This window comes from Hydrogenophaga sp. (genome assembly GCF_048549895.1).
Taxonomy (GTDB): domain Bacteria; phylum Pseudomonadota; class Gammaproteobacteria; order Burkholderiales; family Burkholderiaceae_C; genus Hydrogenophaga.
Map to the genome: position 1 here is coordinate 17,777 of NZ_JBLYYB010000011.1, position 26,826 is coordinate 44,602.

General features: G+C 65.8%; 23 protein-coding genes. 20 read left to right on the top strand and 3 right to left on the bottom strand.

Annotated elements, in window-relative coordinates; all coding sequences use genetic code 11:
• Positions 1-76: 76 nt before the first annotated feature.
• From ACN4F8_RS00665 to ACN4F8_RS00680, 4 genes are read left to right on the top strand one after another with little or no spacing between them, the layout of a single operon-like run.
• Entirely contained in the window at positions 77-1,621 is a 1,545-nt protein-coding gene (locus ACN4F8_RS00665; protein WP_419471804.1) for a PAS domain-containing sensor histidine kinase, read from the top strand.
• A 13-nt stretch (positions 1,622-1,634) separates the two neighbouring features.
• Entirely contained in the window at positions 1,635-2,777 is a 1,143-nt protein-coding gene (locus ACN4F8_RS00670) for a PAS domain S-box protein (RefSeq protein WP_419471805.1), read from the top strand.
• Positions 2,774-3,460 (top strand): response regulator, encoded by a 687-nt coding sequence (locus ACN4F8_RS00675; protein WP_419471806.1) that lies wholly within the window; start codon positions 2,774-2,776, stop codon positions 3,458-3,460. Before ACN4F8_RS00670 ends, ACN4F8_RS00675 begins: the two co-directional genes overlap by 4 nt.
• Positions 3,461-3,516: 56 nt before the next feature.
• Positions 3,517-6,459, top strand: a complete 2,943-nt coding sequence (locus ACN4F8_RS00680) for a chemotaxis protein CheB (protein ID WP_419471807.1) — start codon at positions 3,517-3,519, stop codon at positions 6,457-6,459.
• A gap of 6 nt (positions 6,460-6,465) precedes the next feature.
• Here the strand turns inward: ACN4F8_RS00680 and ACN4F8_RS00685 are convergent, their stop codons facing one another.
• A complete protein-coding gene (locus ACN4F8_RS00685; protein ID WP_419471808.1) occupies positions 6,466-6,663 on the bottom strand; it encodes a hypothetical protein in 198 nt (65 codons plus the stop codon).
• Positions 6,660-7,115 (bottom strand): host attachment protein, encoded by a 456-nt coding sequence (locus ACN4F8_RS00690; protein WP_419471809.1) that lies wholly within the window; start codon positions 7,113-7,115, stop codon positions 6,660-6,662. The genes ACN4F8_RS00685 and ACN4F8_RS00690 overlap by 4 nt, the downstream gene beginning before the upstream one ends.
• 141 nt (positions 7,116-7,256) lie before the next feature.
• Between ACN4F8_RS00690 and ACN4F8_RS00695 the strand changes: the two genes are divergently transcribed.
• The 10 genes from ACN4F8_RS00695 (at position 7,257) to ACN4F8_RS00740 (ending at position 18,267) form a co-directional block, all read left to right on the top strand.
• The gene (locus ACN4F8_RS00695; protein WP_419471810.1) at positions 7,257-8,090 is read left to right on the top strand and encodes a FadR/GntR family transcriptional regulator; all 834 of its coding nucleotides are present in this window, start codon (positions 7,257-7,259) and stop codon (positions 8,088-8,090) included.
• A 121-nt stretch (positions 8,091-8,211) separates the two neighbouring features.
• Positions 8,212-9,195 (top strand): TRAP transporter substrate-binding protein, encoded by a 984-nt coding sequence (locus ACN4F8_RS00700; RefSeq protein WP_419471811.1) that lies wholly within the window; start codon positions 8,212-8,214, stop codon positions 9,193-9,195.
• Positions 9,196-9,216: 21 nt separating this feature from the next.
• Complete coding sequence (locus ACN4F8_RS00705) at positions 9,217-9,729, top strand: TRAP transporter small permease (RefSeq protein ID WP_419471812.1); 513 nt, start codon at positions 9,217-9,219, stop codon at positions 9,727-9,729.
• The gene (locus ACN4F8_RS00710; protein WP_419471813.1) at positions 9,726-11,018 is read left to right on the top strand and encodes a TRAP transporter large permease; all 1,293 of its coding nucleotides are present in this window, start codon (positions 9,726-9,728) and stop codon (positions 11,016-11,018) included. The genes ACN4F8_RS00705 and ACN4F8_RS00710 overlap by 4 nt, the downstream gene beginning before the upstream one ends.
• Before the next feature lie 20 nt (positions 11,019-11,038).
• The gene (gene ltnD, locus ACN4F8_RS00715) at positions 11,039-11,944 is read left to right on the top strand and encodes an L-threonate dehydrogenase (RefSeq protein WP_419471814.1); all 906 of its coding nucleotides are present in this window, start codon (positions 11,039-11,041) and stop codon (positions 11,942-11,944) included.
• A gap of 11 nt (positions 11,945-11,955) precedes the next feature.
• Positions 11,956-12,966: an NAD-dependent epimerase/dehydratase family protein gene (locus tag ACN4F8_RS00720; RefSeq protein ID WP_419471815.1), complete on the top strand. Its 1,011-nt coding sequence runs from the start codon at positions 11,956-11,958 to the stop codon at positions 12,964-12,966.
• 10 nt (positions 12,967-12,976) lie between these two features.
• Complete coding sequence (gene otnK, locus ACN4F8_RS00725; protein WP_419471816.1) at positions 12,977-14,278, top strand: 3-oxo-tetronate kinase; 1,302 nt, start codon at positions 12,977-12,979, stop codon at positions 14,276-14,278.
• The gene (locus tag ACN4F8_RS00730) at positions 14,275-14,943 is read left to right on the top strand and encodes an aldolase (protein ID WP_419471817.1); all 669 of its coding nucleotides are present in this window, start codon (positions 14,275-14,277) and stop codon (positions 14,941-14,943) included. Before otnK ends, ACN4F8_RS00730 begins: the two co-directional genes overlap by 4 nt.
• A 26-nt stretch (positions 14,944-14,969) precedes the next feature.
• Positions 14,970-15,812, top strand: a complete 843-nt coding sequence (otnI, locus tag ACN4F8_RS00735; protein WP_419471818.1) for a 2-oxo-tetronate isomerase — start codon at positions 14,970-14,972, stop codon at positions 15,810-15,812.
• Positions 15,813-16,056: 244 nt separating this feature from the next.
• Positions 16,057-18,267, top strand: a complete 2,211-nt coding sequence (locus tag ACN4F8_RS00740) for a response regulator (protein WP_419471819.1) — start codon at positions 16,057-16,059, stop codon at positions 18,265-18,267.
• A gap of 91 nt (positions 18,268-18,358) precedes the next feature.
• Here the strand turns inward: ACN4F8_RS00740 and ACN4F8_RS00745 are convergent, their stop codons facing one another.
• Complete coding sequence (locus ACN4F8_RS00745; RefSeq protein WP_419471820.1) at positions 18,359-19,831, bottom strand: amidohydrolase family protein; 1,473 nt, start codon at positions 19,829-19,831, stop codon at positions 18,359-18,361.
• A gap of 493 nt (positions 19,832-20,324) precedes the next feature.
• On the opposite strand from ACN4F8_RS00745, the gene ACN4F8_RS00750 reads away from it, so the two are divergent.
• The 6 genes from ACN4F8_RS00750 (at position 20,325) to ACN4F8_RS00775 (ending at position 26,774) form a co-directional block, all read left to right on the top strand.
• The gene (locus tag ACN4F8_RS00750; protein WP_419471821.1) at positions 20,325-21,629 is read left to right on the top strand and encodes an ABC transporter substrate-binding protein; all 1,305 of its coding nucleotides are present in this window, start codon (positions 20,325-20,327) and stop codon (positions 21,627-21,629) included.
• Positions 21,630-21,778: 149 nt separating this feature from the next.
• Positions 21,779-22,672, top strand: coding sequence for a branched-chain amino acid ABC transporter permease (locus ACN4F8_RS00755; protein ID WP_419471822.1), 894 nt, complete (start codon positions 21,779-21,781; stop codon positions 22,670-22,672).
• Entirely contained in the window at positions 22,672-23,643 is a 972-nt protein-coding gene (locus ACN4F8_RS00760; protein ID WP_419471823.1) for a branched-chain amino acid ABC transporter permease, read from the top strand. The genes ACN4F8_RS00755 and ACN4F8_RS00760 overlap by 1 nt, the downstream gene beginning before the upstream one ends.
• Entirely contained in the window at positions 23,640-24,410 is a 771-nt protein-coding gene (locus ACN4F8_RS00765) for an ABC transporter ATP-binding protein (protein WP_419471824.1), read from the top strand. The genes ACN4F8_RS00760 and ACN4F8_RS00765 overlap by 4 nt, the downstream gene beginning before the upstream one ends.
• 1 nt (position 24,411) lies before the next feature.
• Positions 24,412-25,071, top strand: a complete 660-nt coding sequence (locus ACN4F8_RS00770) for an ABC transporter ATP-binding protein (RefSeq protein WP_419471825.1) — start codon at positions 24,412-24,414, stop codon at positions 25,069-25,071.
• Positions 25,068-26,774 (top strand): class I adenylate-forming enzyme family protein, encoded by a 1,707-nt coding sequence (locus tag ACN4F8_RS00775; protein WP_419471826.1) that lies wholly within the window; start codon positions 25,068-25,070, stop codon positions 26,772-26,774. Before ACN4F8_RS00770 ends, ACN4F8_RS00775 begins: the two co-directional genes overlap by 4 nt.
• The last annotated feature ends 52 nt before the right edge of the window (positions 26,775-26,826 follow it).

Genomic DNA, 26,826 nt, shown 5'->3' on the forward strand with positions numbered 1-26,826 from the left:
CTGGTGCATGTTGGGGTCGGGTTGACAAGGAAAGACTTTTCTAAGATACCCCTATGGGTAACCAATCCGGTGCGCCATGACTTCAAACGCCACGGTCAGTGTCTTCCCGGCCTCGCAGGCATTGGCAGAGCCTCGGCTGGCCCATGCGGCACTGGAGGCGGTGGTCACGGTCGATCACCAGCAGCGCATCGTGATGATCAATCCCGCAGGCCTGAGCATGTTCGGCCTGAGCAGGGAGCAGGCGCTGGGCATGCCGCTGGAGCGGCTTATCCCCGATCGCCTGCGCGTCTCGCACGGGCGCCATGTCCGCAAGTTCTGTGACTCCGGCCAGATCGAGCGACCCATGGGACAGCGTGGCCAGGTGCTCGGGTTGCGCGCCAACGGCGAGGAGTTCCCGATGGAGGCGGCCATCTTCAAGAGCGAGGTGGTTCATCCCTCGGGCAGGCAGACCTACTACACCGCACTGCTGCGCGACCTCAGCGAGTTGAGGCGGATGACCTCCGTGATCGACCAGCTCAACCAGCGCCTGCGCGCCGTCTTCGAACGCGCACCCGTGGCCATCTGGATCACCGAGCAGGAACGGGTGGTGTTCGCCAACCGTGCCTGCGTTGTGCTGGCGGGGCTGGAGCAGCGCGAGCAACTGCTCGGCCGGTCCATCTACGAGCTGCTCTTGCCGGCATCGCACGAACCGCTGCGCAGCAGGCTGCAGGACATCGGGCAGGACGAAGGCGTCGCGGTGGTGGCGGGGGCCATCCAGCGCGCGGACGGCACGGTGCGCGAGGTCGAGCTGGTGGTGGCCACGCTGCCCGACCACGAGCGTTCGTTTGTGCAGATGGTCATCAACGACATCACCCAGCGTTCGCGCGAGAAAAAAGAGCTGCTGCGCTCGCGCCGTACCTTGCGTGCGCTCTCGGCCAGCCTGGTGGAGGCGCGTGAGGAGGAGCGCCGGCGCATCGCCCGCGAGCTGCACGACGAGCTGGGGCAGCGGCTCACCGCCCTCAAGCTGGAGGTGGTGGCCTGCCAGCGCGACCACCCGGACCTGGCGCTGGGCGCGCGCGCGCAGCTCATGCTGGACATGCTGGACGACACCGTGGCGTCGGCCCGCCGGATTGCCATGGACCTGCGCCCGCTGATGCTGGACGATCTGGGGCTGGCCGAGGCGATCGACTGGCTGGTCAGTGAATTCACGCGGCGCACGGGCATTCAGGTCGCCACGCGGCTCGGTGAGGGTTTGCGCGATCTCTCGCCCCACCTGGCGACCACGCTGTACCGCATCGTGCAGGAAGCCTTGACCAACATCACCCGCCACGCCCGGGCGACCCGGGTCTCGGTGGTGTTCGAGCGCCGTGGTCAGGAACTGCTGCTGACCATCCAGGACAACGGCGTGGGTTTCGCCAGGGGCAAGCGTTCCCGCAACCCCGGCTCCTTCGGGTTGCTGGGCATCCGCGAACGCGTGCTGATGCTGGGCGGTCGGCTCTCGGCAGGCAACGCGCCCGAGGGGGGTGCCCGGCTGGTGGTGCGCGTGCCGCTGGTGCATTCGCCGGCGCGTGTGAGCGATGAAGATTTCAAGGACACAGCCGAGCCGCTGTTCGAAGATTCCACGCGAGACAGCATCGACTGAAGGAGGCCACACCATGAGCAACCCACCCAGCGCAACCAACCCCAGCCGCGAGGCCCTGGAGCATGAGTTGCGCGTGCACCAGGTCGAACTGGTGCAGCAGAACGAGGAGTTGCAACGCACGCAGTCCGATCTGGCGACGGCGCACGACCGCTACCGCGACCTGTACGACTTCGCGCCGGTGGGCTACTGCACGCTGGACGCGCAGGGTTGCATCAGCAAGATCAACCTCACGGGTGCCGGCCTGTTGGGGCAGCCACGCGCAGCACTGCATGGCAAACCGCTGGCGCGCTTCGTGAGATCGCAAGACGCCGACCGCTGGCATCTGTACCTGCGCTGGGCACTGGGGCGCGATACGCCGCAGCGCATCGACCTGACCATGAACTTTGCCGACGGTACGCTGCATTGGTTCGCCGCCATCAACAGCGTGCGGGTGCTCGCCGGCGACGGTACACCCACCTTGCGCGTGTCCATCACCGACGTGACCGAGCGCATGCAATCCGAGGTGGAGCGGCGCATTGCCGCCATCGATGCAGACGCCCGTGAATCCGAACGCCGGCGCCTGGCGCTGGAGCTGCACGAAGACCTGGGCCAGCGCCTCAGCGCGCTGAAGATTCGCCTCGCCAGTCTCCCCCAGGCCAGCGACGTGTCGCACGAAATCGACGAGGCACTGGCGCTGGTGCGGCGCATCACCTTCGACCTGCACCCACCCCTGCTGAACGACCTGGGGCTGCACGCCGCCATCGACTGGCTGGCCAAGGACACCGCGCGCCGGCTGAACCTGAAGCTGTCCCTGCGCATGGACAACGACCTGCCGCCGCTGGGTCGCGCGGTCTCGCTGGCGCTCTACCGTTTTTTTCAGGAGTCGCTGTCGTACCTGCTGCACGAAACCCATGCTTCGGAGCTCGTCATCGATGTGCAGCGCCCACTGGGCCAGTTCATCCTCGACCTGCGCGCGCGAGGCGTCGAGCTCAAGACCCCGTGGCGCCTGGATGTGCGGTCGGAGCCGTCGCAGATTCTGGAACACCGGGCCCGCCTCTTGGGCGGACGGCTGGAGTTCGACGCAACACCCGACGCCTCGGGCTGGATTGGCCTGCGGCTGACGCAGAACCTGGACTTGAAGGACACCCCGGTCGACCGGGCGGGGCGACCGACATGAACGACGCCACGGCGCAGATCCAGCTTCGCCTGCTGCTGGTGGACGACCACACCGTGGTGCGCGAGGGGCTCAAGCGCCTGCTCGATCCGCAGGGCAACCGGTGGTCCATCACCGAGGCAGGCACGGCGTTCCAGGCGCTCGAATGCCTGCGCCGCGAGTCGTTCGACCTGGTCATTGCCGATCTGTCGCTGCCCGGCATGAGCGGGCTGGATCTGGTGCACCGCATCCGGGAAGGTTTCCCCGGCGTGGCCGTGCTGGTGCTGACCATGCACAGCGAGGAGCAGTACGCGCTGCGCGCCTTCCAGGCCGGCGCCAGCGGCTATGTGACCAAAGACAGCGCCAGCGAAGAGCTGGTCGCCGCCGTGCGCAAGGTGGCCTCGGGCGGGGTGTTCGTCACCTCGGTGCTGGCCGAGCGTGTCGTGCAGCAGCTCAACGGACGGCGCACCGTGTCCCACCTCGGTGTGTTGTCCAACCGCGAGCTTGAAATCCTGCAGCGCATCGTGGCTGGCGAGCGCCTGGTGGACATCGCCGAGGCGCTGCACCTGTCCATCAAGACGGTGAGCACGCACAAGACGCGCATCCTCGAAAAGCTCCAGCTCGACAGCACCGCCGCGCTGATCCGCTTTGGTCTGGAGCACCAGATCGGCAAGGCGGAACTGGGCACAACACCCGATCGCGGCTGAACGAGCGAGCACCCTGCCCGGGCGACAATACCGGGCATCGAGGAGCGGACATGGTCATGAAAAAACAGCAAGTGCCGCCCGGCGGCGGTAGCGCTCACGCCCCGGATGCCGCACCAGGGACGGCGTTGGGATCGCCGGTGGTGGCGCTGGGCGCGTCGGCCGGCGGACTGGAGGCGTTCGAGCAGTTCCTGCGCGCCATGCCCGGGGACAGCGGCATGGGCTTTGTGCTGGTACAGCACCTGGATCCCACCCACCCCAGCATCCTGGCCGAGATCCTGCAGCGCAGCACCGCCATGCCGGTGGTGGAAGCCACCGACGGCATGGACGTGTTGCCCAACCGCGTGCACGTGATCCCGCCCAACCGCGACATGGTGATCACCCGTGGCGTGCTCGGTCTGAGCCTGCCCAGCGAGCCGCGCGGGCGCCACCTGCCCATCGACAGCTTTTTTCGCGCGCTGGCCGCCGACCGTGCCGAGGCGGCGGTGGGCATCATCCTCTCGGGCACCGGCACCGACGGCACGCTGGGCATTCGCGCCATCCATGGCGCGGGCGGCCTGGGGCTGGTGCAGGAGCCTTCCACCGCGCGTTTTGACGGCATGCCCGCCAGCGCGCTGAAGTCGGGTTTTGCCACCCAGGCCCTGGCGGTGGAGGCCATGCCGGCGCTGCTGCTGGCGCATGCGCGGCGCCTGGGCTCCAGGCCGGTGGGTGCCGACGGCGGTGAGGCTTCAAGCCGGCTTTCGGGTGTGCTCATGCAGTTGCGCCTGGGCACCGGACACGATTTTTCGCAGTACAAGAAAAGCACGCTGGGCCGTCGCATCGAGCGGCGCATGACGCAGCAAGGCATCGACGACCTCGCCAGCTACGAACGCTTCCTCAAGGAGCACCCGCCCGAGGTGCAGATGCTGTTTCGCGAGATGCTGATCAACGTGACCAGCTTCTTCCGCGATGCGGCCGTGTTCGAGATGCTCAAGCGCGATGTGCTGCCCACACTGCTGTCCCACCGCTCCGAGAGTGAAGCCCTGCGCGTGTGGGTGGCGGGTTGTGCCACAGGCGAAGAGGCCTACTCGGTGGCCATGGTGTTGCGCGAGCTGGCCGACGAGCACAAGCGCGACTGGCCGGTGCTGATCTACGGCACCGACATCGACGCCGACGCCATCACGGTGGCCCGAGCCGGCCTGTACCCGCCCAACATCGCACAGGACGTGACCCCCGAGCGCTTGCGCCGTTTCTTCGTCAAGGAGGAGGGCGGTTTCCGCGTGCGCAAGGAGATCCGCGAGATGGTGGTGTTCGCGGTGCAGAGCGTGATCAAGGACCCGCCGTTCACCCGGCTCGACCTGCTGACCTGCCGCAACCTGCTGATCTACCTGGAGCCCGATCTGCAGGAGCGGCTGGTGCCGATCTTTCACTACGCCTTGCGCCCCGGCGGCGTGTTGTGCCTCTCGCCGTCCGAGAGCATCGGCAGCCACGGCGAACTGTTTGAAGCGCTGGACCGCCGGCTCAACATCTACCGCGCCCGGCCCACCGTCGCCTCGCGTCGCGCGGTGATCAGCAGCCGCCTGTCATGGACCACGGACGGGCAGGGCGCGGTGGTGCCGGCGGCGGTGGTCAAGCCGCGCGAAACCGCTGCGGCCGACCTGGCCCGGCGCACGCTGCTGCAGACCTTTGCCCCGGCCTCGGTGCTCACGGATGCGCAGGGCGACATTCTGTTTGTGCATGGCGAGACCGGTCAGTACCTGCGCCTGGCGCCGGGGCAGCCCACGCACAACGTGGTGGACATGGCCAACGAGAGCCTGCAGCTGGATGTGCGCGACGCCTTGCAGAAAGCGGCCGCGGGTGGCCTCACCAGCTTCAGCCGTGACGTGTCGATCAAGGTGGACGGTGAGGTGCGCACGGTGACCCTGAGCGTGCGCGCGCTCGTTGGCCACGCGCCCAGCCGCAATTTGCTGCTGTTCAGTTTTCAGGAGCAGGAACACGCGTCCACGCGCAGCCCGGCGCGCCGGCGCAAGGCCAGCGCCAGCACCGAAGCACAGCGCGTGCTGGCACTGGAACACGAGCTCATGCTCAGCAAGCAGACGCTGGGCGCCATGGTCGAGGAGCAGCAGATTTCCAACGAGGAGCTGCAGTCCACCAACGAGGAATTGCAGTCGACCAACGAAGAGCTGCAATCGACCAACGAAGAGCTGGAAACCTCGAAGGAAGAGCTGCAGTCGGTGAACGAGGAACTGGTCACGGTGAACTCCGAGCTGCAGACCAAGGTGGAGCAGCTCACCGGCATGCAGGACGACATGAAGAACCTGCTGGACAACATCAGCGTGGGCTCGATCTTTCTCGATCGCCGGATGCTGATCCGCCGCTTCACGCGAGACGCCACCGCGGTTTACCGCCTGGCGCTCTCCGACGTGGGGCGACCGTTGTCTGACATCCGCTGCGAGCTCCAGGACGTGGACCTGCTCACCGACGCCCAGGCCGTGCTGGACACGCTCACACCGGTGGAGCGCGAGGTGCGCACCGCAGGCAGCACCTGTTTTCTCGTGCGCATCAAGCCCTACCGCACCACGGACAACGTGATCGACGGCGTGGTGCTCACCTTCAATGACGTGACCGAGCGGGTGCTGGCCCTGGCCATGCGCCAGGCGCGCGACCTGGCCGAGGCGGTCGTGGACACCGCGTACGAGCCGTTGGTGGTGCTTGATCAGCAACTGCAGGTGCTCACCGCCAACCGGGCCTTTTTGAAGCTGTTCGGCGGACAGGCCGCCAACACGCTGGGCCGGGCGTTCTACGACATCGGCCAGGGGCAGTGGGACTTTGCCGCGATGCACGAGCTGCTCGATGGTCCGTCACCCGGCCAGCGCCCGGGAGAAGACCGGCTGGTGAGCCGCGACTTTCCCGGCATCGGCGTGCAGCACCTGCGTGTGCGCACGCGCCGCGTGGCCGACCAGAGCGGCGCCGCCGGCCTGGTGCTGGTCAGCTTTGCCACGGAGCCGATACCGCCGACCTGAGCCGCTTCAGCGGGGCTGGCGCGGCGTTTGCACGGTGTCCAGCGCGCGGGCGATCTCGGCAGCCACGGGCACACCGCCACGCGGCAGGGCCAGCACCACCAGAGGAGGCGTGAGGTTCATGCCGAGCAATTCGTCGGCCAGCGCCTGCCCGGCCTGGGTGCGGTTGGCAAAGGGCTTGCGCAGCCCGCAGGCTGTCGGGTTCATGGCGGGATGCAGGGGCCAGCGAGCGCGTGGATCCTGGTCTCGATGGTGTCGATGTCCAGGCTGGTGAAGTCGGCATCGTGCGCCCACTTCAGCCGGGCGGCCACGGCCGGGTTCAGGGCGGCCTTGAGCTCCCCCAGCAAGGGTCCGGAGGCGGTGAGCCAGAAGGCGTCGTATTCGCCGTCGACCAGGCCTTCCTCCAGCCGCGCGGCCAGTTCACGGGCGAACTGGTGCAACACCTTCTTGCGTGTGCTGGTGTGCGGCTCGAAGTGCGCCGCAGCGCTGCTGTTGTCGCTGCTCTCGTGGCCCTGGCGGTCGCGCTCGATATCGCTTCCCTTGAGGCGGCCTCCGGGGAAATCGATGGTCTCCAGCGCCACCAGCGGATCGCCCACACCGGTGCGGCAGAAGATGCGGGCGAGGGACCCGTTGGCCACCAGAATCCACTGCTTTTTCATGACAGGTCCTTTCAAGGCGAAGACGACCAATCTATGACCGTCGGGTGCGCACACCGTTGAGTTCGATCAACGCCCGCGTTGGCCGCTGCACGCAACAAGGTTTATATTGTTGTCATACAGCTTTGAAAAACCCCGACTCCCATGCCCCTGCAAGACAGCCCCCATGCGCCCTTCGACAACATGCCTGCGCTGCGCGTGGGTGCCAGGCTCTCCGAGCAGCTGGCGGATGCACTGGCGGTCAGCATCCGTGACGGGCAGTTGAGCGCGGGTCAAAAGCTGCCCACCGAGCAGGCGCTTGTCGAGCGGTTTGGTGTGAGCCGCACCGTGGTGCGGGAGGCCCTGTCGCGCTTGAAGACGCTGGGGCTGGTCGAGTCGCGGCAGGGGTCGGGTGCTTTTGTCCTGGCGTCATCGAAGCAGGCGCTGGAGCAGTTCTCGCTGGAGCCTGATGGGTCGGTCGATGCCGTGATCCAGATGGTCGAGGTGCGGCGTGCGCTGGAGGCGGAGTCGGCTGCGCTGGCAGCGGCCCGCCGCACGCCGCAATCCGTCAAACACATCAAGCAGGCCCTGCATGCACTGGGCAAGGCCGTCAAGGCCGGTGGCGACGGCGTGCAGGAGGATGTGGCTTTCCACACCGCCATCGCCCAGGCTTCGAGCAACCCTTTTCTGCTGTCCACGCTGGCGTACCTCAACCGTTTTCTGCTCGACGCCACCCGCGTGACCCGGGCCAATGAAGCGACGCGCGCCGACCTGGAGACCGAAGTGCACGAAGAGCACAGCGCGATCGTGGCGGCCATCGAGGCCGGGGACGTCGCCCAGGCGCGCCAGGCGGGTGCCAACCACATGGTGAACGCGGCGCGCCGCATCGGCCAGGCAGACCCGGCCTTCTGGGCAAAACACGGCCAGCAGCTCGCAGACCACTTGCGCGCCGAACTGGGCCAGCAGCAGAGCGCTCCGAGCCGGGCACGCCGCCGCTGACGCCCGCCCCGGGTTTACCCGGAATTGAAAAGTGCCTGGGTACTTCTAGAATTTGTATGACAACCTGACGACCGTACAGATCAAGGGTTGCAATTTCATCCATTCCAGAAGGAGACCCCTGATGTCCACGCAATCCCTCAAGCTGTTCGGCGCCGCCATCGGCAGCGCATTGTTGTTCGCTGCGGCTCCGGTCCAGGCCCAGACCGTCCTGAAACTCGGCCACGTGCTGGCCAAGGGATCGCATTACGACGTGGGCGCCACCAAGTTCTGCGAAGAGATCGAAAAAGGCACGGCGGGTCGCTACAAGTGCCAGGTGTTTCCGGCCAGCGCCCTGGGGGGTGAGCGTGAAGAGATCGAAGCCGTGCAACTGGGCACGCAGGATCTGGTGCTGACCTCCACGGGTCCGGTGGGCAACTTCGTGCCCGAGATCAAGATCGTGGACGTGCCGTTCCTGTTCCGCGACTACGACCACGCCCGCAAGGTGCTGGACGGTGCCATCGGGCAGGACATGCTGGCCAAGTTCCCCAGCCATGGCCTGGTGGCCCTGGCCTGGAGCGAAAACGGTTTTCGCCACATGACGAACAACAAGCGCCCCATCGTCAGTGCGTCGGACGCTGCCGGCCTGAAGATGCGCACGATGGAGAACAAGGTGCACATGGAGGGTTACCGCACCTTCGGCATCCTGCCCACGCCCATGGCGTTTCCAGAGGTGTTCGGCGCGCTGCAGCAAGGCGTGGTGGACGGGCAGGAGAACCCGATTCCGGTGATCCTGGCGTCCAAGTTCTCGCAGGTCCAGAAGCACCTTTCGCTGACCGGCCACGTGTATTCGCCAGCACTGCTGCTGACATCGCCACGCGTGTGGAACAAGCTGTCTGACGCCGACAAAGTGGTCTTCTCCAACGCGGCCAAGGCCAGCGTGGTCGCCACCCGCAAGAAGGTGAACGATGACGAAGCCAACGGCATCGCCCAACTGGAAAAAGACGGCATGCAGGTGGTCAAGCAGGTCAATGGCGCGAGCTTCCGGGACGCCACCAAGCCCGCCTACGCCAACTACGCCAAGGAATTCGGCGCCGACAAGATCGCCGCCATCCAGGCCGTCAAGTAAAACCGCTGCGAGACGATCCCCATGGACGCTTTTGAACATGCGCTGATGCGCCTGAACCGCTACGCCCTCATCGGCTTGCTGGCGGCCATGGCCCTGATCGTCTTCGCCAACGTGGTGCTGCGCTACACCACCAGCGCGTCCATCGAATGGGCCGAGGAGGTGGCCCGCTACCTCATGGTGTGGCTGACCTTCCTCGGTGCCGGCCCGGTGCTGCGCTACGGTGGCCACATCGCCGTGGACAACCTGCAAGAGGCTCTGCCCACGGCCTGGGCCAAAGGGCTGCGGGTGCTGATCGCCGTGCTGCTGTTCGGCTTTTTCGGGTTCATGGTCTGGGGCGGTGCGCTGTATCTGGAGCGGGCGCAGTTCCAGATGACGCCCACCACCCAGATCTCCATGGCCTGGGTGTATGCGGCGATGCCCGTGGGCGGGCTGCTGCTGATCCTGCACTTCTTCTTCGTGCTGCGCAGTTACTTGTCTGAACGGCGCTTCGCCGAAGACGCCCACTTCGACGCCAACGCGAGCGCTTCCCTATGAGCCTGAGCCTCATCCTCATCTTGAGCGCCATCATCCTGCTGGCGATCGGCATGCCGGTGGCGTTCGCGCTCGGCATCTCGACCCTGGCCGCCGTGGTGTTCGCCAGCGATTTCCCTTCGTTCGTCATGCTCAAGCAGACCTACGAAGGTGTGGACAGCTTTCCGCTGATGGCGGTGCCCTTCTTCATTCTCGCGGCCGAGATCATGAGCGGGGGGTCGTTGACGGAGGTGCTGCTCAAGTTCGCGGCGCAGTTCGTCGGTCACCGCCGGGGCGGCCTGGGTTACACCAACGTGGTTTCGCTCACCTTCTTCTCGGGCATCTCCGGCTCGGCCCTGGCCGACGCAGCCGGCCCCGGCGCCATGATGATCCGCATGATGGACAAGGCCGGCTACGACCGCTCGTACGCGGCCGCGCTCACAGCTGCCACCGCCATCGTCGGGCCCATCATTCCGCCCTCGATCATCATGATCATCTACGCGCTGCAGGACGAAGCGGTGTCGGTGGGCGCGCTGTTCGTGGCGGGCTTCGTGCCCGGCTTCCTGATCGCCGCCGGCATGGCCGCCGTGAACTGGCGCGTGTCCAACAAGCGCAATTACCGGGGCGATGACGACATCACCAGTTGGGCCGACAAACTGGAGACCACCTGGCGCGCGCTGCCGGCACTGATGCTGCCGGTGCTCATCCTCGGCGGCATGCGGGCGGGCTGGTTCACGCCCACCGAAGCCTCGGTGGTGGCCGTGGCCTACGCGCTGGTCTGTGGCAAGTTCATCTACCGCACGCTGCGCTGGCAGGCCCTGCCCGACATCCTCTCGCGCTCGGCATTGCTCACCGCGTCGGTGCTGATCATCATCGGCATGTCCAACGCTTTCGCCTGGGTGCTGACCATCGACGGGCTGCCGCTGCAACTGGCCGACTGGATGGCCGCCCAGAACTTCAATGCGGTGACCTTCCTGATCGCGGTCAACATATTCCTGCTGATCTTCGGCATCTTCATCGAGCCGCTGCCGGGTGTGATGGTGCTGGTGCCGATCCTGGCGCCGGTGGCGGCCAAGCTCGGCATCGACCCGGTGCATTTCGCCATGGTGGTCATCTACAACCTCACGCTGGGCATGATCACGCCGCCGGTGGGCGGCCTGCTGTTCGTGACCTCCAACGTGTCCAAGGTGTCGCTGTCGGCGCTGACGCGCGAACTCAAACCTTTCCTGTGGGTGCACGGCCTGATCCTCATGCTGTTGACCTTCATTCCATCCCTGACCACGTGGGTCCCGCAGGCGCTGGGCTTCAGGTGACCGACACGGAGCTATCTCTCATGACAGACAAGAACATTGGCGCAAACATCGGCGTGGTGGGCCTCGGCGCCATGGGGCGCGGCATGGCCAGCTCGCTGCGCCGCGCGGGCTGGAACGTGCACGTGTGCGACGTGCGCCCTGAAGCGGCCCAGGCCTTCGCGGCCGACGGCGGCGTGGCCTGCGCCAGCCCGGCCGAACTGGCCGCGCACTGCGAGGTGATCGTCAGCGTGGTGGTCAATGCTGCGCAGACCGAAGACGTGCTGTTCGGCGCCCACGGTGCTGCGGCGGCCCTGCGGCCCGGCAGCCTGTTCGTCATGTGCTCGACGGTGGACCCGAACTGGTCGGTGCAGCTTGAAGGGCGTCTGGCCGCACAAGGTGTGCTGTACCTGGATGCGCCGATCTCCGGCGGCGCGGCCAAGGCCGCCTCGGGCGAAATGACCATGATGACCGCCGGCACACCCGCGGCGTACGCCAAGGCCGGCAATGCGCTCGACGCGATGGCGGCCAAGGTCTACCGCCTGGGGGACACAGCGGGCAACGGCAGCAAGGTCAAGATCATCAACCAGCTCCTGGCGGGCGTGCACATCGCCGCCGCCGCCGAAGCCATGGCCCTGGGCCTGCGCGAAGGGGTGAAGGCGCAGGACATCTACGAGGTCATCACCCACAGCGCGGGCAACAGCTGGATGTTCGAGAACCGCATGGCCCACGTGCTCGCGGCCGACTACACGCCGCTCTCCGCCGTGGACATCTTCGTCAAGGACCTGGGCCTGGTGCTCGACACCGCGCGCGCCACCAAGTTTCCGCTGCCGCTGTCGGCCACCGCGCACCAGATGTTCATGCAGGCCTCGACGGCGGGGTACGCCAAAGAAGACGACTCCGCCGTGATCAAGATCTTCCCGGGCATCACCTTGCCCTCGGCCGCCTGAAAGACAACACCATGCGAATCCTCATCACCGGCGGCAGCGGCTTTCTGGGCGCACGGCTCGCGCGCGAACTCCTGGCGCTTCCCGGCCTGTCTCTGGGCGGCGGTGCACCGCAGACACTGGAGCAGCTCTGGTTGACCGATCTCGTGCCGCCGCCAGCCGACCTCACCGCCGACGCCCGCGTGCACGCGTTCACCGGCGACCTGCTGAACCTGCTGACCAGCGGCGAGCTCGCACTGAACGGCATCCACGCCGTGGTGCACCTGGCTGCGGCGGTCAGCGGCGACTGTGAGCGCGACCTCGAACTGGGCCTGCGCAGCAACATCGACACCACGCTGGCCTTGCTGCAGGCCGCGCGCGTTGCTGGCCACGCGCCGCTGTTCGTCTACGCGAGTTCGGTGGCGGTGTTCGGCGGCATGCCGGGCCTGCCCATGCCGGCGGTCATCGCCGACGACACCTTGCCCGCGCCGCAGGGCAGCTACGGCGTCCAGAAGTTCGTGGGCGAACAGCTGGTGGCCGACTTTGGCCGCCGCAGCCTGGTGCAGGCGCGCAATGTGCGCCTGATGACCGTGGCCATCCGCCCGGGCCGGCCCAACGGCGCTGCCTCGGGCTTCCTGAGCGGCATGGTGCGCGAGCCGCTGGCGGGACTGCGGGCCTGCGTACCGGTCTCGGCCGGGACCGCTGTGGCCCTGGCCTCGCCCGCCAGCACCATCGCCGGCCTCTTGGCCGCGCTCACCACCGGTGCCCAGGCCTGGGGCCCGCGCACCGCGCTCAACCTGCCTGCGCTCAGCACCACCGTGGGTGACATCGCTGCCGCGCTCGGCCGCGTGGCCGGTCCGGCTGCGCTGGACCTGCTGGACTGGCAGCCCGACGACCGTGTGGCCGCCATCGTGGGTGCCTGGCCCAGCCGCTTCGAGGCCGCGCGAGCACGCGGCCTGGGCCTGCTGCCCGACGCTTCGGTGGACGCGCTGGTGGCGCAGTACGTGCGCGAGTACCGCGACGCCATCCACCTGCCCTTGATCTGAGAGACAACGCATGAGCCACCCCCTGATGGGCTGCATCGCCGACGACTTCACCGGCGCCACCGACCTGGCCAACAACCTGGTGCGCGCCGGCATGCGCTGTGTGCAGACCATCGGCGTGCCGCAGGACGGCGCGCCGCTGCAGACCGACGCCATCGTGGTCGCGCTCAAGTCGCGCACCGTGCCGGCAGCCCAGGCCGTGGAGCAGTCGCTGGCCGCGTTGCGCTGGTTGCAGGCGCAAGGTGTTGAGCAGGTCTATTTCAAGTACTGCTCCACCTTCGACTCCACCGCCCAAGGCAACATCGGTCCGGTCACGGAAGCGTTGCTGGACGCGCTGCACGGCCCCGGCCAGGGCTTCACCATCGCCTGCCCGGCCTTCCCGGTGAACCAGCGCACGGTGTTCAAGGGACACCTGTTCGTGGGCGACGTGCTGCTGTCCGACAGCGGCATGCGCCACCACCCGCTCACCCCCATGACCGACGCCAACCTGGTGCGGGTGATGCAGTCGCAGACGCGCCGCAAGGTGGGCCTGGTGCCGCACGACGTGGTGGCCGCCGGAGCGCAGGCGATCCGCGAACGGTTCGCAGCGCTGCAAGCCGATGGCGTGGGCGTGGCGGTGGTGGACGCGGTGAGCAACGACGATCTCATGTTGATCGGCCAGGCGCTGGCCCGCATGCCGCTGGTCACCGCCGGTTCGGGCATCGCCATCGGCCTGCCGCAGAACTGGCCACAACTGCGAGCCCACGGTGCCGGGGTGCGTGCCGACGCGCTGCCACCCGCACGGGGCTTGCAGGCGGTGGTGTCGGGCAGCTGCTCGGTCGCCACCAACGCGCAGGTGCTGCACTTCAAACGCAGCGGTCGGCCCAGCATGGCCATCGATCCGCTGTCGATCGCCGCTGGCGAGGACGTGGCCGCACAGGCCCTCGCCTGGGCCGAGCCGCTGCTGGCTGGTGGCCCCGTGCTGCTGTATGCCTCCGCCGAACCGGCGGCTGTGCGCGCGGTGCAGGATCGCCTGGGCGTGGCCCGCGCCGGCGAGATGGTGGAACACACACTCTCCCGCATCGCCGCTGGTCTGGTGCAGCGCGGCGTGCGCCAGTTGCTGGTGGCCGGTGGCGAGACCTCGGGTGCGGTGGTGCAGGCGCTGGGCGTGCAGCGCATGAGCATCGGTCCGCAGATCGACCCCGGCGTGCCCTGGACCGCAGTGGACTCGCCGCTGTGCCCCGGCGAGCCGGTGCACGTCGCGCTGAAGTCGGGCAACTTCGGCAGCACCGATTTCTTTTCCAAGGCTTTCACACAGCTGGCTTCGCTGCCATGACAGAAACAGAACTTCGGGAGGAGATCTGCCGCGTCGGTGCTTCGCTGTTTGCGCGTGGTTATGTGCACGCCACAGCCGGCAACATCAGCGTGCGCCTGCCCGACGGCGGTTACCTCATCACCCCCACCGACGCCTGCCTCGGGACACTCGACCCGGCCCGCCTGGCCCGTGTCAACGAAGACGGTGTCCAGACCGGCGGCGACCGCGCGTCCAAAACCCTGACGCTGCACCGCCGCATCTACGGCGCCGACGCCGAAGCGCGCTGCGTGATCCACACCCACTCCACACACCTCGTGGCGGTGTCGCTGGCCCGAAGCTGGCGCTCCGACGACCCGGGCTGCGACGATCTCCTGCCGCCCATCACGCCGTACTTCGTGATGAAGGTGGGCCACGTGCCGCTCATCCCCTACCACCGCCCGGGCGACCCGGCGGTGGGTGAGCAGGTGGCGCAGCGCATGTCGCAGATGCAGGCAGGGGGCACACCGATCCGCGCCGTGATGCTGGAGCGCCTGGGCCCCAACGTGTGGCACCACTCCCCGGCCGAAGCCAGCGCCGTGCTGGAAGAGCTGGAAGAGACCGCACGCCTGTGGCTGCTCACGCGCGCCGCGCCCCTCAACGCCGACCAGATCGACGAACTGCGCCAGCAGTTCGGCGCCTCTTGGTAGCCGACTTTTGACAAGAAGAGAACCCCATGCCCCGCTTCGCCGCCAACCTCTCGATGCTCTACAACGAGCACACCTTCCTTGACCGCTTTGCCGCCGCAGCAGCCGACGGATTTCGGGGGGTCGAGTATTTGTTCCCCTACGACTTCGCCGCAGCTGACATTGCCCAGCGCCTGCAGGACCACGGCCTGCAGCAGGTGCTGTTCAATGCGCCGCCGGGCGACTGGGCTGCGGGAGAGCGTGGACTGGCCTGCCTCCCCGGGCGCGAAGCCGAGTTCCGCGCCGGCTTTGCCCAGGCACTGGACTACGCACAGGCATTGAACTGTCCCCGCATCCACGTCATGGCCGGCCTCACGCCCACGGGTGCCGAGCGCGCGGCACTGCAAGCCACCTACGAGGCCAACCTGGCCTGGGCCGCCGACATGGCGGGCACAGCCGGTCGTGACGTGCTGATCGAACCCATCAACACCCGCGACATCCCGGGCTTCTTCCTCAACCGGCAGGACGAAGCGGACCGCGTCGTGCAGGCGATCGGCCTGCCCAACCTCAAAGTGCAGTTCGACCTCTACCACTGCCAGATCGTCGAAGGCGATGTGGCCATGAAGATCCGCCAGTACCTGCCCACGGGTCGCGTCGGCCACTTCCAGATCGCCGGCGTTCCCATGCGGCACGAGCCCGATCTGGGCGAGCTGAACCACCCCTACCTGTTCGGCGTGATCGACGAGGTGTCTGCCGCCTGCGGCTGGGAGGGGTGGGTGGGCTGCGAATACCGGCCAGCGCGAGGCGCGGTGTCTGGTGGCACCTCGGCCGGACTCGAATGGCTGCAGAGATCCGGCTTCGCGCCGGTCGATGGTCAGGGCCATCCGCACTGACAAGCCTTTGCGCACACCAATCTGGACGCCCCGAACGGGGCGTTTTTTTTGGGACATCGTGACTTTGATCGCAGCGCGGGCCGCCGAGACCGCCTGTCCCCTGCTAAAGGAGCAGTCGACCTGACCGATAAAGCTGTATTGACCCCGTCAATCAACCGTCACAGCCATCGGCCAGAGCCTCTCGACAGTGCAGACCCTTCAACAAACCCGACGCGCTCGCTGGCCAGTCACGGCGGCGCTCTTGATGGTGGTGATCACGCTGGCGCTGCTGAACGTTGTCAGCATGCAGGTGCTTTCCGCCGTGAGGGCCTACGTGGGTGGGGAAAGCCTCTGGTCCAAGGGTCAGAAAGACGCCAGCTTCAGCCTGCTTCTCTACGCCGAAACCCACGACACGGCAGACTTCGCGCGATTCGAAAGAGCCCTGTCGATCCCCTTGGGCGACCGCATCGCCAGAGAAGCCCTGGACGCGGCGGTGCCGGATCGTGAAGCCGCCCGGCGGGGATTCTTGCAAGGGGGCAACCGACCCGACGATGTCGAGCCGATGATCGATCTGTTCCTGCGCTTTCGCCATGTTGATTTCATGGCCCGCACCATCGACATCTGGGAAGAGGGCGATGCCGAACTGGATCGGCTCATGCTGATCGCCGAACAGTTGAGGGACGCCGTGCGAGCGGGTTCCGGGAAGAGCGAGTTTGTCGCGCTGCGGGAAAGCATGCTCCAGTCCAATGCCCGTCTGACCGTTGTTGCCCGGAGATTCTCGGATTCATTGGGTGAGGCTTCCCGTTCCACTCAGCGCATCGTTGGATTTTTCACGGTGGGACTGTCCTTGCTGCTCGCCGGGGGCGGGTCGCTGCTGGTCCACGCGATCTTCGGCCGAGTTGCCAACGTCGAACGGTCCCTTCGCGACAGCAATGACCGCTGGACCCTGGCTGCAAAGGCGGCCAAGGTGGAGCTGCTCGAATGGGATCTTGCAACCAACGTGGTCACTTCACATCAAGAGAGCGGCGTTCGAGCCATTGCACACGCCGACTTTCTGGCAAAACTCTCCGCAGAAGACCGCACCCGGCTGGACGGCGCACTTGCCCATGCGCGAACGACACGCAGCCCGTTTGTCAGCAACCAGCAGGTGCGTGGGGATGACGGAGTCGAGGTGTGGATGGACTTCATCGGGCAGTTCTTGTACGACGACGAGGGACAGCCGTATCGACTCATCGGCGTGCGAATCGACATCACCGACCGTGTCAATGCCGATGCCATCCGCCGGGTGTTGCTTGAGCAGCTGCGGCAGTCACAAAAAATGGAGTCGCTCGGCACGCTGGCGGGGGGCATTGCGCATGACTTCAACAACATCGTCGGGGCGATTCTCGGCAACGTATCGCTGGCACGCGAGGATCTGGAGCCGGATCATCCCGCCCGCGAGAGCGTCGACCAGATCAGCAAAGCCGCACTGCGCGCACGTGACCTCGTGAGCCAGATACTGGCCTTCAGCCGCCGACAACCGCCCAAGCTCGTCCATCAGTCCCTGCAGCCCATTGTTCTTGAGACATTGCAGCTGTTGCGCTCCACATTGCCCGCCGGCGTCGTGCTGGAGTCCAGGATGCCGATCGAGCCCACGCACGTGCGCGTCGATGCGACGCAGATCGAGCAGGTTCTGGTGAACCTGTGCACCAACGCCTGGCATGCTTCCAAGGCGGGCGAGGCGCGGGTCGTGATCAGCGTCGATGAACATGTTGTCACGCTGGACGGGCTGCACGCCACCGACGGGCTGACGCCCGGACCCTACGCACGCCTGTCGGTGGCTGATGACGGGGCTGGAATGGACGCCGCCACCCGCGCGCGCATCTTCGAGCCCTTCTTCACCACCCGCAAGGTGGGTGAGGGCACGGGGCTCGGATTGTCGGTCGTGCACGGAATCGTCATCGCGCACGCAGGGGCCATCACCGTGGACAGCACAGTGGGTCGTGGCACCACGATGTGCGTCTATCTTCCGCTTCAGACCGAAGCTGCCGGAGTCTCCGAGCAAACGCCTGTGCCTGCCGTGGACGTGCTGCGCGGGCAAGGCGAGCACATCCTCTACATCGACGATGAAGACTTGATGATCCAGATGGTCGGTCGCCTGCTGCACCGAGCTGGCTACCGCGTGACGGCGGTGCGGGACCCCCAGGCCGCCATTGAAACGCTCAAGAAGGACCCGCATCGTTTCGACCTGGTGCTGTCCGACTTCAACATGCCCGACATGTCGGGTCTGCAAATCGCCCGATCGGTGGTGCAGCTCAGACCCGATCTGCCCGTCGTGATCGTCTCCGGGGACATCTCCGAGCAACTGCGAGACGAAGCAGCGCAAGTGGGGGTTGCCAGGCTGATTCCAAAACAGGATGCTTTTGAGGAGCTTGCAAGCGTCGTGCAACAGCTTCTGGCGGCCCGGCACGGGAAGCATTCCCTGGATCGGACGTAGGGCCACGAAAGGCGACATGGTCGGCGGCCTCACTTGGACCAACAGGCTTCCAGGAAACCGCGGGCGCTTCACCTGAAGAGTCGCACATCCTTCAAAGCGTGTTCTTGTGGATCCTGCCGTCCTTCATGATCACGCGCAGGTTCTTCTCCGGGTCGGCCAGAAAATCGAGGTTGGCAGCGGGATTCCCATCGGCCACCAGCAGATCGGCCCAGGCGCCTGACGCGATACGCCCCAGCGCGCCCGGGTACGGGTTTCGCATGCCCGACAGGGCCAGCAGCTCGCCATTGGTGCCCGTGGCTTGGCCCAGCAGGGTCAGCGGGTCATAAAAGCGGGTCAGTTTGGCCAGTTGACGGCCCTGGGATGCGGTGTTTTTGGGATTGAACAAAACGTCGGTGCCCCAGCCCGTCTTGACGCCGTGTTTCTGCGCCAAGGCGTAGGCGTTGACCGTGCCTTCGGACACCTGCTTCTGGCTGGCCCGACGGGCCGGGTCGGGGTAGACGTTGCTGTCCTCGTCCTGCAAGAACGGCTGCAGACTCCACCACACACCTTCGTCGCGCATCATGCGCACGCTGGCCTCGTCGGCCAGTTGCCCGTGCTCGATGCACTTCACCCCTGAGCGGATGGAGCGCTGAATGCCTTTGGGTGTGTAGACGTGCGTCATCACATAAGTGTTCCAGTCGCTCGCCGCTTCCACGCCGGCCCGCAGTTCGCGTTCGGAAAACTGCGTGCTGTCCAGTGGGTCGTACTGGGAGGCCACGCCGCCACCGGCCATCATCTTGATCTGGGTGGCGCCCAGCATCAACTGCTCGCGAACGCGGCGCAGCACCTGGGCTTCGCCGTCGGCAATCATCGCCACGCCGGTGCTCTCCACCAAGCTCAGCGGCGTGTTGTCAGCGCGCGGCAGATCGCTGCGCAGGCGGAAATCACCATGGCCCGAGGTTTGCGAAATCATGGCCCCGCTCGGGAAGATGCGCGGCCCGGCCACCAGCCCTTCATCGATCGCGCGCTTGAGCGCAAACGCCGGTCCACCTGCATCGCGCACCGACGTGAACCCGCGCATCAGCGTGCGCTGCGCTTCCTGGCCTGCCGCCAGGTAGAGGTAGCCCAGATCCGACGTCATGGCGGCTACCTGGGGAATCGCGGCCAGCATCGTGTGCCAGTGAACATCGATCAGGCCGGGCATCACCAGCTTGCCCTGACAGTCCAGCACACGCGCGCCTTCCACCGTGGCCGACGCGGGCAGCAGCTCTTTGATGCGTTGGCCCTGCACCAACACCTGCACGCCGTCCCTGACGGGCTTGCCAGAGCCGTCAAACAGGCGCAAGTTGGTCAGCAGCAGAGGGCGCTGATCATCGGCCTGGGCGGTCGCTGCCACCGCATTCGTGGGCACGGTGAACGGCGCCAGCATGGCCGCCACACCACCCAGAAAATTGCGTCGCGACAGATCGTCTGTCACGCGTTGGTGCAGGCGCTGACACATGGCGCTGCTGCAAGCACACGCCTTGGCGCGGATGGGGCCGAAGCTCCACGGAAAGGCTGGAGGCGCTTGCCTGGAGGACGTCATGTGTGCAAGTCTCCTGTGTAAAACCTGGTGCCGATGACAAAAAGCCCGTCCGGGTCTTCGACCCTGTTGCGCTCCAACGTGACGATAGCGCCGAAGCTTGCTTTTCGAAGCCAATGCACCAGCGTTTTTGTCGTGTTAGTTGCCCCATGAACCGCCAAGACTTACAAGCTCGCGCAACCGCCCGGACGTTGTTTTCGGGGCGCTTGTGGGCGGTTCACACGGGTCCTGAACGTTCGTCAACAGGGCCGGGAGCGTTGGCTCCTAGGGTTTCCATGGGGTCACATGACCGATGTCAACCCCATGTCGCTGCAGGGACAAGGCAGGCCTTGGGCGGTCGATAGGATGACCCACCACAAAGACCATCAGACGGAGATCTGGGTCCACATGGTGGCGCTCAACAGCCAGGCTGGGCGCGCGCAAATCTGGTCATTGTTCCCTGCTGTCGTTGCACCGCAGGGCCGTGCTGGTGGTTGAAAAAAACAGGAGACAAGTGATGAGACGGAACAAATTGTTGGTGAAGCTGTCGGCGGTCGCTGCGGCGATGGTGCTGGGGGCGGGCTTGTCCACCCAGGTGCAGGCGCAGGAAACTTTTCGGGTCGGTATTGTCAGTTTCCTCTCGGGCCAGGCGGCGGACAGCTTCGGCATCCCGGCTGTGAACGGAGCCAAGCTGCTGGTCGAGGCCTTCAACAACGGCCAGGCCCCGGCACCCTACAACGCCAAGGGCTTTGGTGGCATGCGCATCGAGGCCATCTATGTGGACGAGGCCGGTGGTGCCACCAAACAGGTGCAGGAACTGCGCAACCTGTACGACCGCGAGAAGGTGGACGCGGTGGTGGGCTATGTCGGTTCGGGCGACTGCCTGGCGGTGGCTCCCGTGGCCGAGGAAATGAAGCGTTTCCTGATCCTGTACGACTGCGGAACCCCCCGCATTTTTGAAGAGCGCGACTACAGCTATGTCTTCCGCACAGCCGCGCACGCCGCGATGGACAACGTCTCGCTCGGTCGCTACTTGAAAGCCAAAAACGCCAAAGTCGAGACCATCAACTACATCAACCAGGACTACGCCTGGGGTCACGACTCGCTCAAGGACTTCCAGCTGACGGCGGAGCAGCTGTTCCCGCAGGCCAAGACGGGCCAGGACCTGCGTCCCAAGTTCGGTGCTGGCCAGTACGGCACCGAAATCTCCTCGTTGCTGTCTTCGCCCGCCAGCGTCACGCACTCCAGTCTCTGGGGGGGCGACCTGCAGTCGTTCATTCTGCAGGCGGGTCCGCGCGGTGTCATGCGCCGCTCGCAGCTGGTCCTGTCGGCGGGTGACCATGTGCTGCCGGGTCTGGGCGACAAGATGCCCGATGGCGTGATCCTGGGTGCTCGCGGTGCGTATGGCCTGATGTCGCCCGACACGCCGCTGAACCGCTGGTGGTTCAAGCTGTACGAAGACCGCGAGAAGGTCATCCCCGTGCAGGCGCCCTACCGCATGGCTCAAAGCCTGCTGGGCCTGAAGCTGGCGGTCGAGAAGGCCATGGCCGCCAACGGTGGCAAGAAGCCCAACCACGAGCAACTGGCTGCAGCCCTGCGCGGCTCCTCCTGGGAGTCCCCTGCCGGCATGATCCGCATGGTCAATGGCAAGGGGCAGCAGGCCATCCAGGACACCGCCATCGGGACCACCAAGTACAACCCCGAGAAGAAGCGGGTGGATCTGGTGGACATCATGCGATTCCCCGCCGAGTGCGTGAATCCGCCAGCCGACATGAAGACCGAAGACTGGATCAAGAGCGGCTTCAAGGGCGCCAAGTGCTGACCTGAGTCGTTTCAACGACCTTGCCGATCGCCTGTGCCGTGCCCCCTCTGTTCGCAGGCGGGGTGCGGTCGGGCGCGTGAGTTGTCCCGGCCGGCAGCGATGGCGCTGCGTCCGGCTCCAGCGATCCTCCACCCCGGGCGGAATCCCACATGCTTGCACTCACCATACTTTTTGACGGCATCATTTATGCCTCCTGGCTTTTCATCGTGGCCCTGGGGCTGACGCTGATTTTTGGCGTCCTGAAAATCCTGAACATTGCACACGGCAGCTTCTATGCGGTCGGGGCTTACGTCACCGCGTCCTTTGTTTCCTGGTCGGTGGGTGCCGGCATGTCACCCGCCTGGTCCCTGCTGTTCATGCTGCTGGCGGCCCTGGCCGTGTCGCTCTTGCTCGCGCCCCTCGTCGAACGGGTGTTGCTGCGCTCTTTCTACGGACGCGATGAAGTGTTGCTGGTGCTGGTCACCTACGCGCTGTTCCTGATCCTGGAAGACGTGACCAAGCTGATCTGGGGCGCGGTTCCGTACTACGTGACCGAACCCTACATGCTGTTCGGTGTGCTCGACATCGGGCTCATGTCTTACGTGGGCTACGACTTCATCCTGATCGGTTTCGCCGTCGTCTGTGGCCTGGGTGTGTGGTGGGGCCTGAACCGCACCCGCACCGGCAAGATCGTGCTGGCGGTGATCCACAGCAACGAGATTGCGGCCAGCATGGGCATCAACGTGTCGCGGGTCTGCACCCTGGCGTTCATGTTCGGCATCTTTCTGGCGTCGCTGGCCGGCGCCCTGACGTCGCCCATGATTTCCGTCCAGCCAGGGCTGGCCTCGGGCGTGATCATCGTCTCGTTCGCGGTGGTGATCATTGGCGGCCTGGGCAGCATCGAGGGTGCGGCGATCGGTGCCGTGATCGTCGGGCTGGCCCGTGCACTGGCGGTGCACACCTGGCCTGCGGCAGAACTCTTCAGCATCTACATCGCCATGGCCATCGTGCTCATGTTTCGGCCTGAGGGTTTGTTTCATCGCATCCAGGCGAGGAAGATCTGATGACCAACAGCTTGAAAAAAACGCTCCTGATCGGCACGGTGCTCACCGCGCTGTTTCTGGCGGCCGGGCTGGTGATGCCCAAGTGGCTGCTCTTCCTGTCGACGATGGCGCTCTCGCACGGTCTGGTGTCGCTGGGCATCGTGCTGCTGATGCGCATCGGAGTGGTGTCGTTCGGCCAGGGCTTTGTGTTTGCCGTGGGCGGCTATGCCAGCGCCATGGCCGCCAACCACCTGGGCATCACCGATGCCTTCCTGATGGTCTTGATCGGTGGCGGGGCGGCGGTGCTGTGTGCACTGCCGTTCGCGCCCCTGCTGTCGCGCTACCGGGGCATCTTCTTCGCCATGTTGACGCTGGCCATCTCCATGGTGCTCTACGGCATCCTGGTGAAGACGGAAGCCCTGGGGGGTTCGGACGGTTTCAACGTCAGCCGACCCACCCTGTTTGGCCAGAGCATTGCGTCCGAGCAATCCAACTGGCTGCTGTACAGCGTGGCCGTGCTGGTGGTGGGTGTGCTGGCCACCCTGGCGCGCATTTATGTTGACTCGGTGCGCGGCCTGGTGTCGCTGGCGATTCGTGAAAACGAGTTGCGGGTGGAGTACCTGGGCGCATCGGTGTCGCGGGCGGTGGCGCTCAACTACGTGCTGGCTTCGTTCATGGGAGGCGTCGGTGGCGCACTCACACTCATGTCGCTGGGCCACATAGAACCCAACTTTGCCTATTGGACGACGTCGGGCGAGTTTGTGTTTGTGGCCATTCTGGCGGGGCACCACAGCATGCTGGCGGTGTTCCTGGGTTCGTTCGTGGTCGAGGTGGTGCGTTCTTTCTCGAACCTGTATTTCCCCAACACCTGGCAACTGGCCATGGGGCTGTTCCTGCTGGTCGTCATCCGCTTCCTGCCCCTGGGGCTGGGGAGTCTCTGGACGAACAGACGCAAAAAGAAGACCACTGGCCGCGAAGGAGACTCCGCATGACGACCGCCCAGACCCAGACGATGCTGTCGGCACGAGGCCTGATGAAGTCCTTTGGCGCGGTGACCGCCGCCGACAACGTCAACATTGAAATCCCCACCGGCCAGCGGGTCAGCCTGATCGGCAGCAACGGCGCCGGCAAGACCACGTTCGTCAACATGGTGACGGGCTACCTCAAGCCCGACGCCGGCACGATCGAACTGGATGGACAACCCATCGCAGGCCTGGGGCCGAGGCGGATCACCGGCATGGGCGTGGCACGCTCGTTCCAGATCCCGCAACTGGCGCTGGACATGACTGCCCTGGACAACATGCTGGTGGCCGCTGCCTGCAACGATGGACATCAGTCGTTCTGGCGCCCGGCCCATGCTGCCGGCCGGATCGACCGGGCCATGGCGATGCTCTCCAAGTTCAATCTCGAGGAGCACGCCGAGCGCCGGGTGTCGGAGCTGCCCGGCGGTGTGCGCAAGCTGCTGGACATTGCCATGGCGCTGACCGGACGTCCCAAGCTGCTGCTGCTCGACGAGCCCACCAGCGGCGTGTCGGTGGATGAAAAATTTCCGATGATGGACACCATCAGCGCGGCCCTGGCAAGCGAGCGGGTGACCGTTTTGTTCGTCGAGCACGACATGGAGATCGTCACCCGGTATTCGGACCGTGTGATCGCGTTCTACAGCGGCCGTGTGATTGCGGATGACCCACCCTCGACCGTGCTGGACGATCCCCAGGTCCAGCGGTACGTCACGGGTTCGCTCAAGCGGGGACACTGACATGCTGCAAATCGATTCGGTGCACGTCACCATCCAGTCCGTCCAGGCCCTGCGAGGCTTCTCCCTGGACGTGCCCGTGGGCCAGATGGTGGGCCTGGTCGGGCGCAACGGGGCTGGCAAGACCACCCTGCTGCGCACGGTCATGGGTCACTTGAAGCCCACGCAGGGCCGTCTGATGTGGGACGGCAAAGACCTGGCCGCGATGCCGCCCCATGCGCGTGCCGCCCTGGGCATTGGCTACATGCCCGAAGACCGTGGTCTGGTGCCCGAACTGACGGTGGAGGAGAACATCCTGATTCCTGTCTGGGTCTCGCCCACCCTGCAGCCGCAGGAGCGTCTCGCGATGGTTTACCAGGTGCTGCCCGAGCTCAAGGAGATGAAAGACCGGCGCGCCTTGCTGCTGTCAGGCGGTCAGCAAAAGCTGGTGGCGCTGGCCCGCGCCCTGGCGGTCGGCACACGCCTGCTGTTGCTGGACGAGCCGTTTGAAGGGGTGGCACCCGCCTTGTCACAACGCCTCTCGGAGGTGATTTTTGGTTTGCGCGGCAAAGACATGACGGTGGTGATTGCGCAGTCTGAACTCAATCACGCAGCGTCCATGCTCGACCAGGAAGTGGTGATCGAGCGGGGCGCCAATGCGGCGCCTCGTGGCGCAGTGGCATGACCACCGGCGCCTCTGCACCAGAAGCCGACCCGGGCTTGACGCGCCCCTGGGCCGGATTTGCGGTGCCGCCGCGCCGCCGGGAAGCCCATTTTGGTGACCGCGTGCTGCCGTGTTTTCCGGGCCGTGTGGGCAGTCTGCATGCCATGCTGGAAGCCACCGTGGCGCGCCATGGTGAGCGCCTGGCCATGGTTTTCGAAGGCCAACGCTGGACCTGGCGTGAACTCGCCGGGCTTTCCGCGCGTGCTGCCAGCGGATTTTTGAAACTGGGTCTGCAGCCCGGTGACCGGGTGGTTCTGTACCAGAGCAACCACCCGAGCTTTGTGATGGCCCTGCTGGCATTGCAACAGCTGGGTGCGGTGGCCGTGGCCGTGGGCCCGCGCGAACAAAAGGAAGGCCTGGCCTGGATCATCCAGCACTGCGGCGCTCGTGGTGTGGTCTGCGACGCCAACCTTCTCGAGCGCTTGCCCGGTCCGACCGATGCGCCTGCATTGCAATGGGCGGTCTGGGTCAATGACCAGGCTGTCGTGGAGGCCCACCACCCGCATCCCCCGGCTGGCCTGGCCGCCGCTGACCAACGGCTTCACTGCGGATTTGACGAGCTGCTGCTGGAGCCACCGTGCAGCCATGTGCAGCCGGTGCAGGAAGAGGACACGGCCATCGTTCTGTACACCTCGGGCACCACCGGGCGTCCCAAAGGCGCGATGCTGACGCATTTCAACGTCTTGCATTCGGTGCAGCATTTCATCAGCTGCATGGCGCTGACCGAGTCAGACCGGTCGATGCTGGCGGTGCCGGTGACCCACGTCACGGGCCTCATCGCCAACCTCATGACGGTCGTGGGAACGGGTGCTGCACTGCTGGTGCTGCCGGTCTTCAAGGCGGAGCATTTCCTGCAACTGGCCGCCAGGGAAGGAATGACCCACACCCTGATGGTGCCGGCCATGTACAAGCTCCTGTTGCTCGATCCCCATTTCACCGGGTTCGAGTTGTCGAGGTGGCGCATCGGCGGCTTCGGTGGTGCACCCATGCCCACCTCGACCATCGACGACCTCGCGAAGTGCCTGCCCAGCCTCCAGCTGCTGAACGCCTACGGCGCCACCGAAACCACGTCGCCCACCACGATGATGCCCATCGGCCAGACCCGTGCCCACGCCGACACGGTGGGCATTGCCTTGCCCTGCGCGGCGGTGATGGTGATGGACGAGCAGGGGTGTGAACTGCCCGCCGGCGAAGTGGGGGAGCTCTGGATCAGCGGGCCCATGGTCGTGAAAGGCTACTGGAACGATCCGGCCGCCACAGCCCGCGAATTCACCGCCGGGTGGTGGCACTCGGGCGATCTCGGTTCTGTGGATGCAGAGGGTTACGTCCGGGTTCTGGACCGCAAGAAGGACATGATCAACCGGGGCGGTTACAAGGTCTTCAGCACCGAGGTCGAGAACGTGCTGCTGCAGATGCCCGGCGTCATCGAAGCAGCGGTCGTGGGTGTGCCGTGCCCCGTCCTGGGCGAACGCGTGCACGCCCATGTGTACACGCAGCGCCAGGATCTGGACGTGGGAGAGGTGAAGGCTTTCTGTGCCGAGCGTCTGGCCGATTACAAAGTGCCCGAACACCTGACCGTGAGCCCCGCAGCCCTTCCGCGCAACGCCAACGGCAAACTGATGAAGCGGCATTTGCGAACAACGCCGACGGACGCTGCTTCGTAGGCTGAGAGCGTTATGTCCGTCATTCTCCTGGTTGAGTCAGGCGGGAGCGAAC

Bases quoted from the DNA above. Each gene is read 5' to 3' on its own strand.
- ACN4F8_RS00740 (WP_419471819.1), top strand. From the start codon at position 16,057: ATGGTGGTGATCACGCTGGCGCTGCTGAACGTTGTCAGCATGCAGGTG.
- ACN4F8_RS00765 (WP_419471824.1), top strand. From the start codon at position 23,640: ATGACGACCGCCCAGACCCAGACGATGCTGTCGGCACGAGGCCTGATG.
- ACN4F8_RS00680 (WP_419471807.1), top strand. From the start codon at position 3,517: ATGAAAAAACAGCAAGTGCCGCCCGGCGGCGGTAGCGCTCACGCCCCG.
- otnK (WP_419471816.1), top strand. From the start codon at position 12,977: ATGAGCCACCCCCTGATGGGCTGCATCGCCGACGACTTCACCGGCGCC.
- ACN4F8_RS00690 (WP_419471809.1), bottom strand. From the start codon at position 7,115: ATGAAAAAGCAGTGGATTCTGGTGGCCAACGGGTCCCTCGCCCGCATC.
- ACN4F8_RS00695 (WP_419471810.1), top strand. From the start codon at position 7,257: ATGCCCCTGCAAGACAGCCCCCATGCGCCCTTCGACAACATGCCTGCG.
- ACN4F8_RS00770 (WP_419471825.1), top strand. From the start codon at position 24,412: ATGCTGCAAATCGATTCGGTGCACGTCACCATCCAGTCCGTCCAGGCC.
- otnI (WP_419471818.1), top strand. From the start codon at position 14,970: ATGCCCCGCTTCGCCGCCAACCTCTCGATGCTCTACAACGAGCACACC.
- ACN4F8_RS00745 (WP_419471820.1), bottom strand. From the start codon at position 19,831: ATGACGTCCTCCAGGCAAGCGCCTCCAGCCTTTCCGTGGAGCTTCGGC.
- ACN4F8_RS00730 (WP_419471817.1), top strand. From the start codon at position 14,275: ATGACAGAAACAGAACTTCGGGAGGAGATCTGCCGCGTCGGTGCTTCG.
- ACN4F8_RS00710 (WP_419471813.1), top strand. From the start codon at position 9,726: ATGAGCCTGAGCCTCATCCTCATCTTGAGCGCCATCATCCTGCTGGCG.
- ACN4F8_RS00760 (WP_419471823.1), top strand. From the start codon at position 22,672: ATGACCAACAGCTTGAAAAAAACGCTCCTGATCGGCACGGTGCTCACC.
- ACN4F8_RS00665 (WP_419471804.1), top strand. From the start codon at position 77: ATGACTTCAAACGCCACGGTCAGTGTCTTCCCGGCCTCGCAGGCATTG.
- ACN4F8_RS00775 (WP_419471826.1), top strand. From the start codon at position 25,068: ATGACCACCGGCGCCTCTGCACCAGAAGCCGACCCGGGCTTGACGCGC.
- ACN4F8_RS00750 (WP_419471821.1), top strand. From the start codon at position 20,325: ATGAGACGGAACAAATTGTTGGTGAAGCTGTCGGCGGTCGCTGCGGCG.
- ACN4F8_RS00700 (WP_419471811.1), top strand. From the start codon at position 8,212: ATGTCCACGCAATCCCTCAAGCTGTTCGGCGCCGCCATCGGCAGCGCA.
- ACN4F8_RS00675 (WP_419471806.1), top strand. From the start codon at position 2,774: ATGAACGACGCCACGGCGCAGATCCAGCTTCGCCTGCTGCTGGTGGAC.
- ACN4F8_RS00705 (WP_419471812.1), top strand. From the start codon at position 9,217: ATGGACGCTTTTGAACATGCGCTGATGCGCCTGAACCGCTACGCCCTC.
- ACN4F8_RS00755 (WP_419471822.1), top strand. From the start codon at position 21,779: ATGCTTGCACTCACCATACTTTTTGACGGCATCATTTATGCCTCCTGG.
- ACN4F8_RS00685 (WP_419471808.1), bottom strand. From the start codon at position 6,663: ATGAACCCGACAGCCTGCGGGCTGCGCAAGCCCTTTGCCAACCGCACC.
- ACN4F8_RS00670 (WP_419471805.1), top strand. From the start codon at position 1,635: ATGAGCAACCCACCCAGCGCAACCAACCCCAGCCGCGAGGCCCTGGAG.
- ACN4F8_RS00720 (WP_419471815.1), top strand. From the start codon at position 11,956: ATGCGAATCCTCATCACCGGCGGCAGCGGCTTTCTGGGCGCACGGCTC.
- ltnD (WP_419471814.1), top strand. From the start codon at position 11,039: ATGACAGACAAGAACATTGGCGCAAACATCGGCGTGGTGGGCCTCGGC.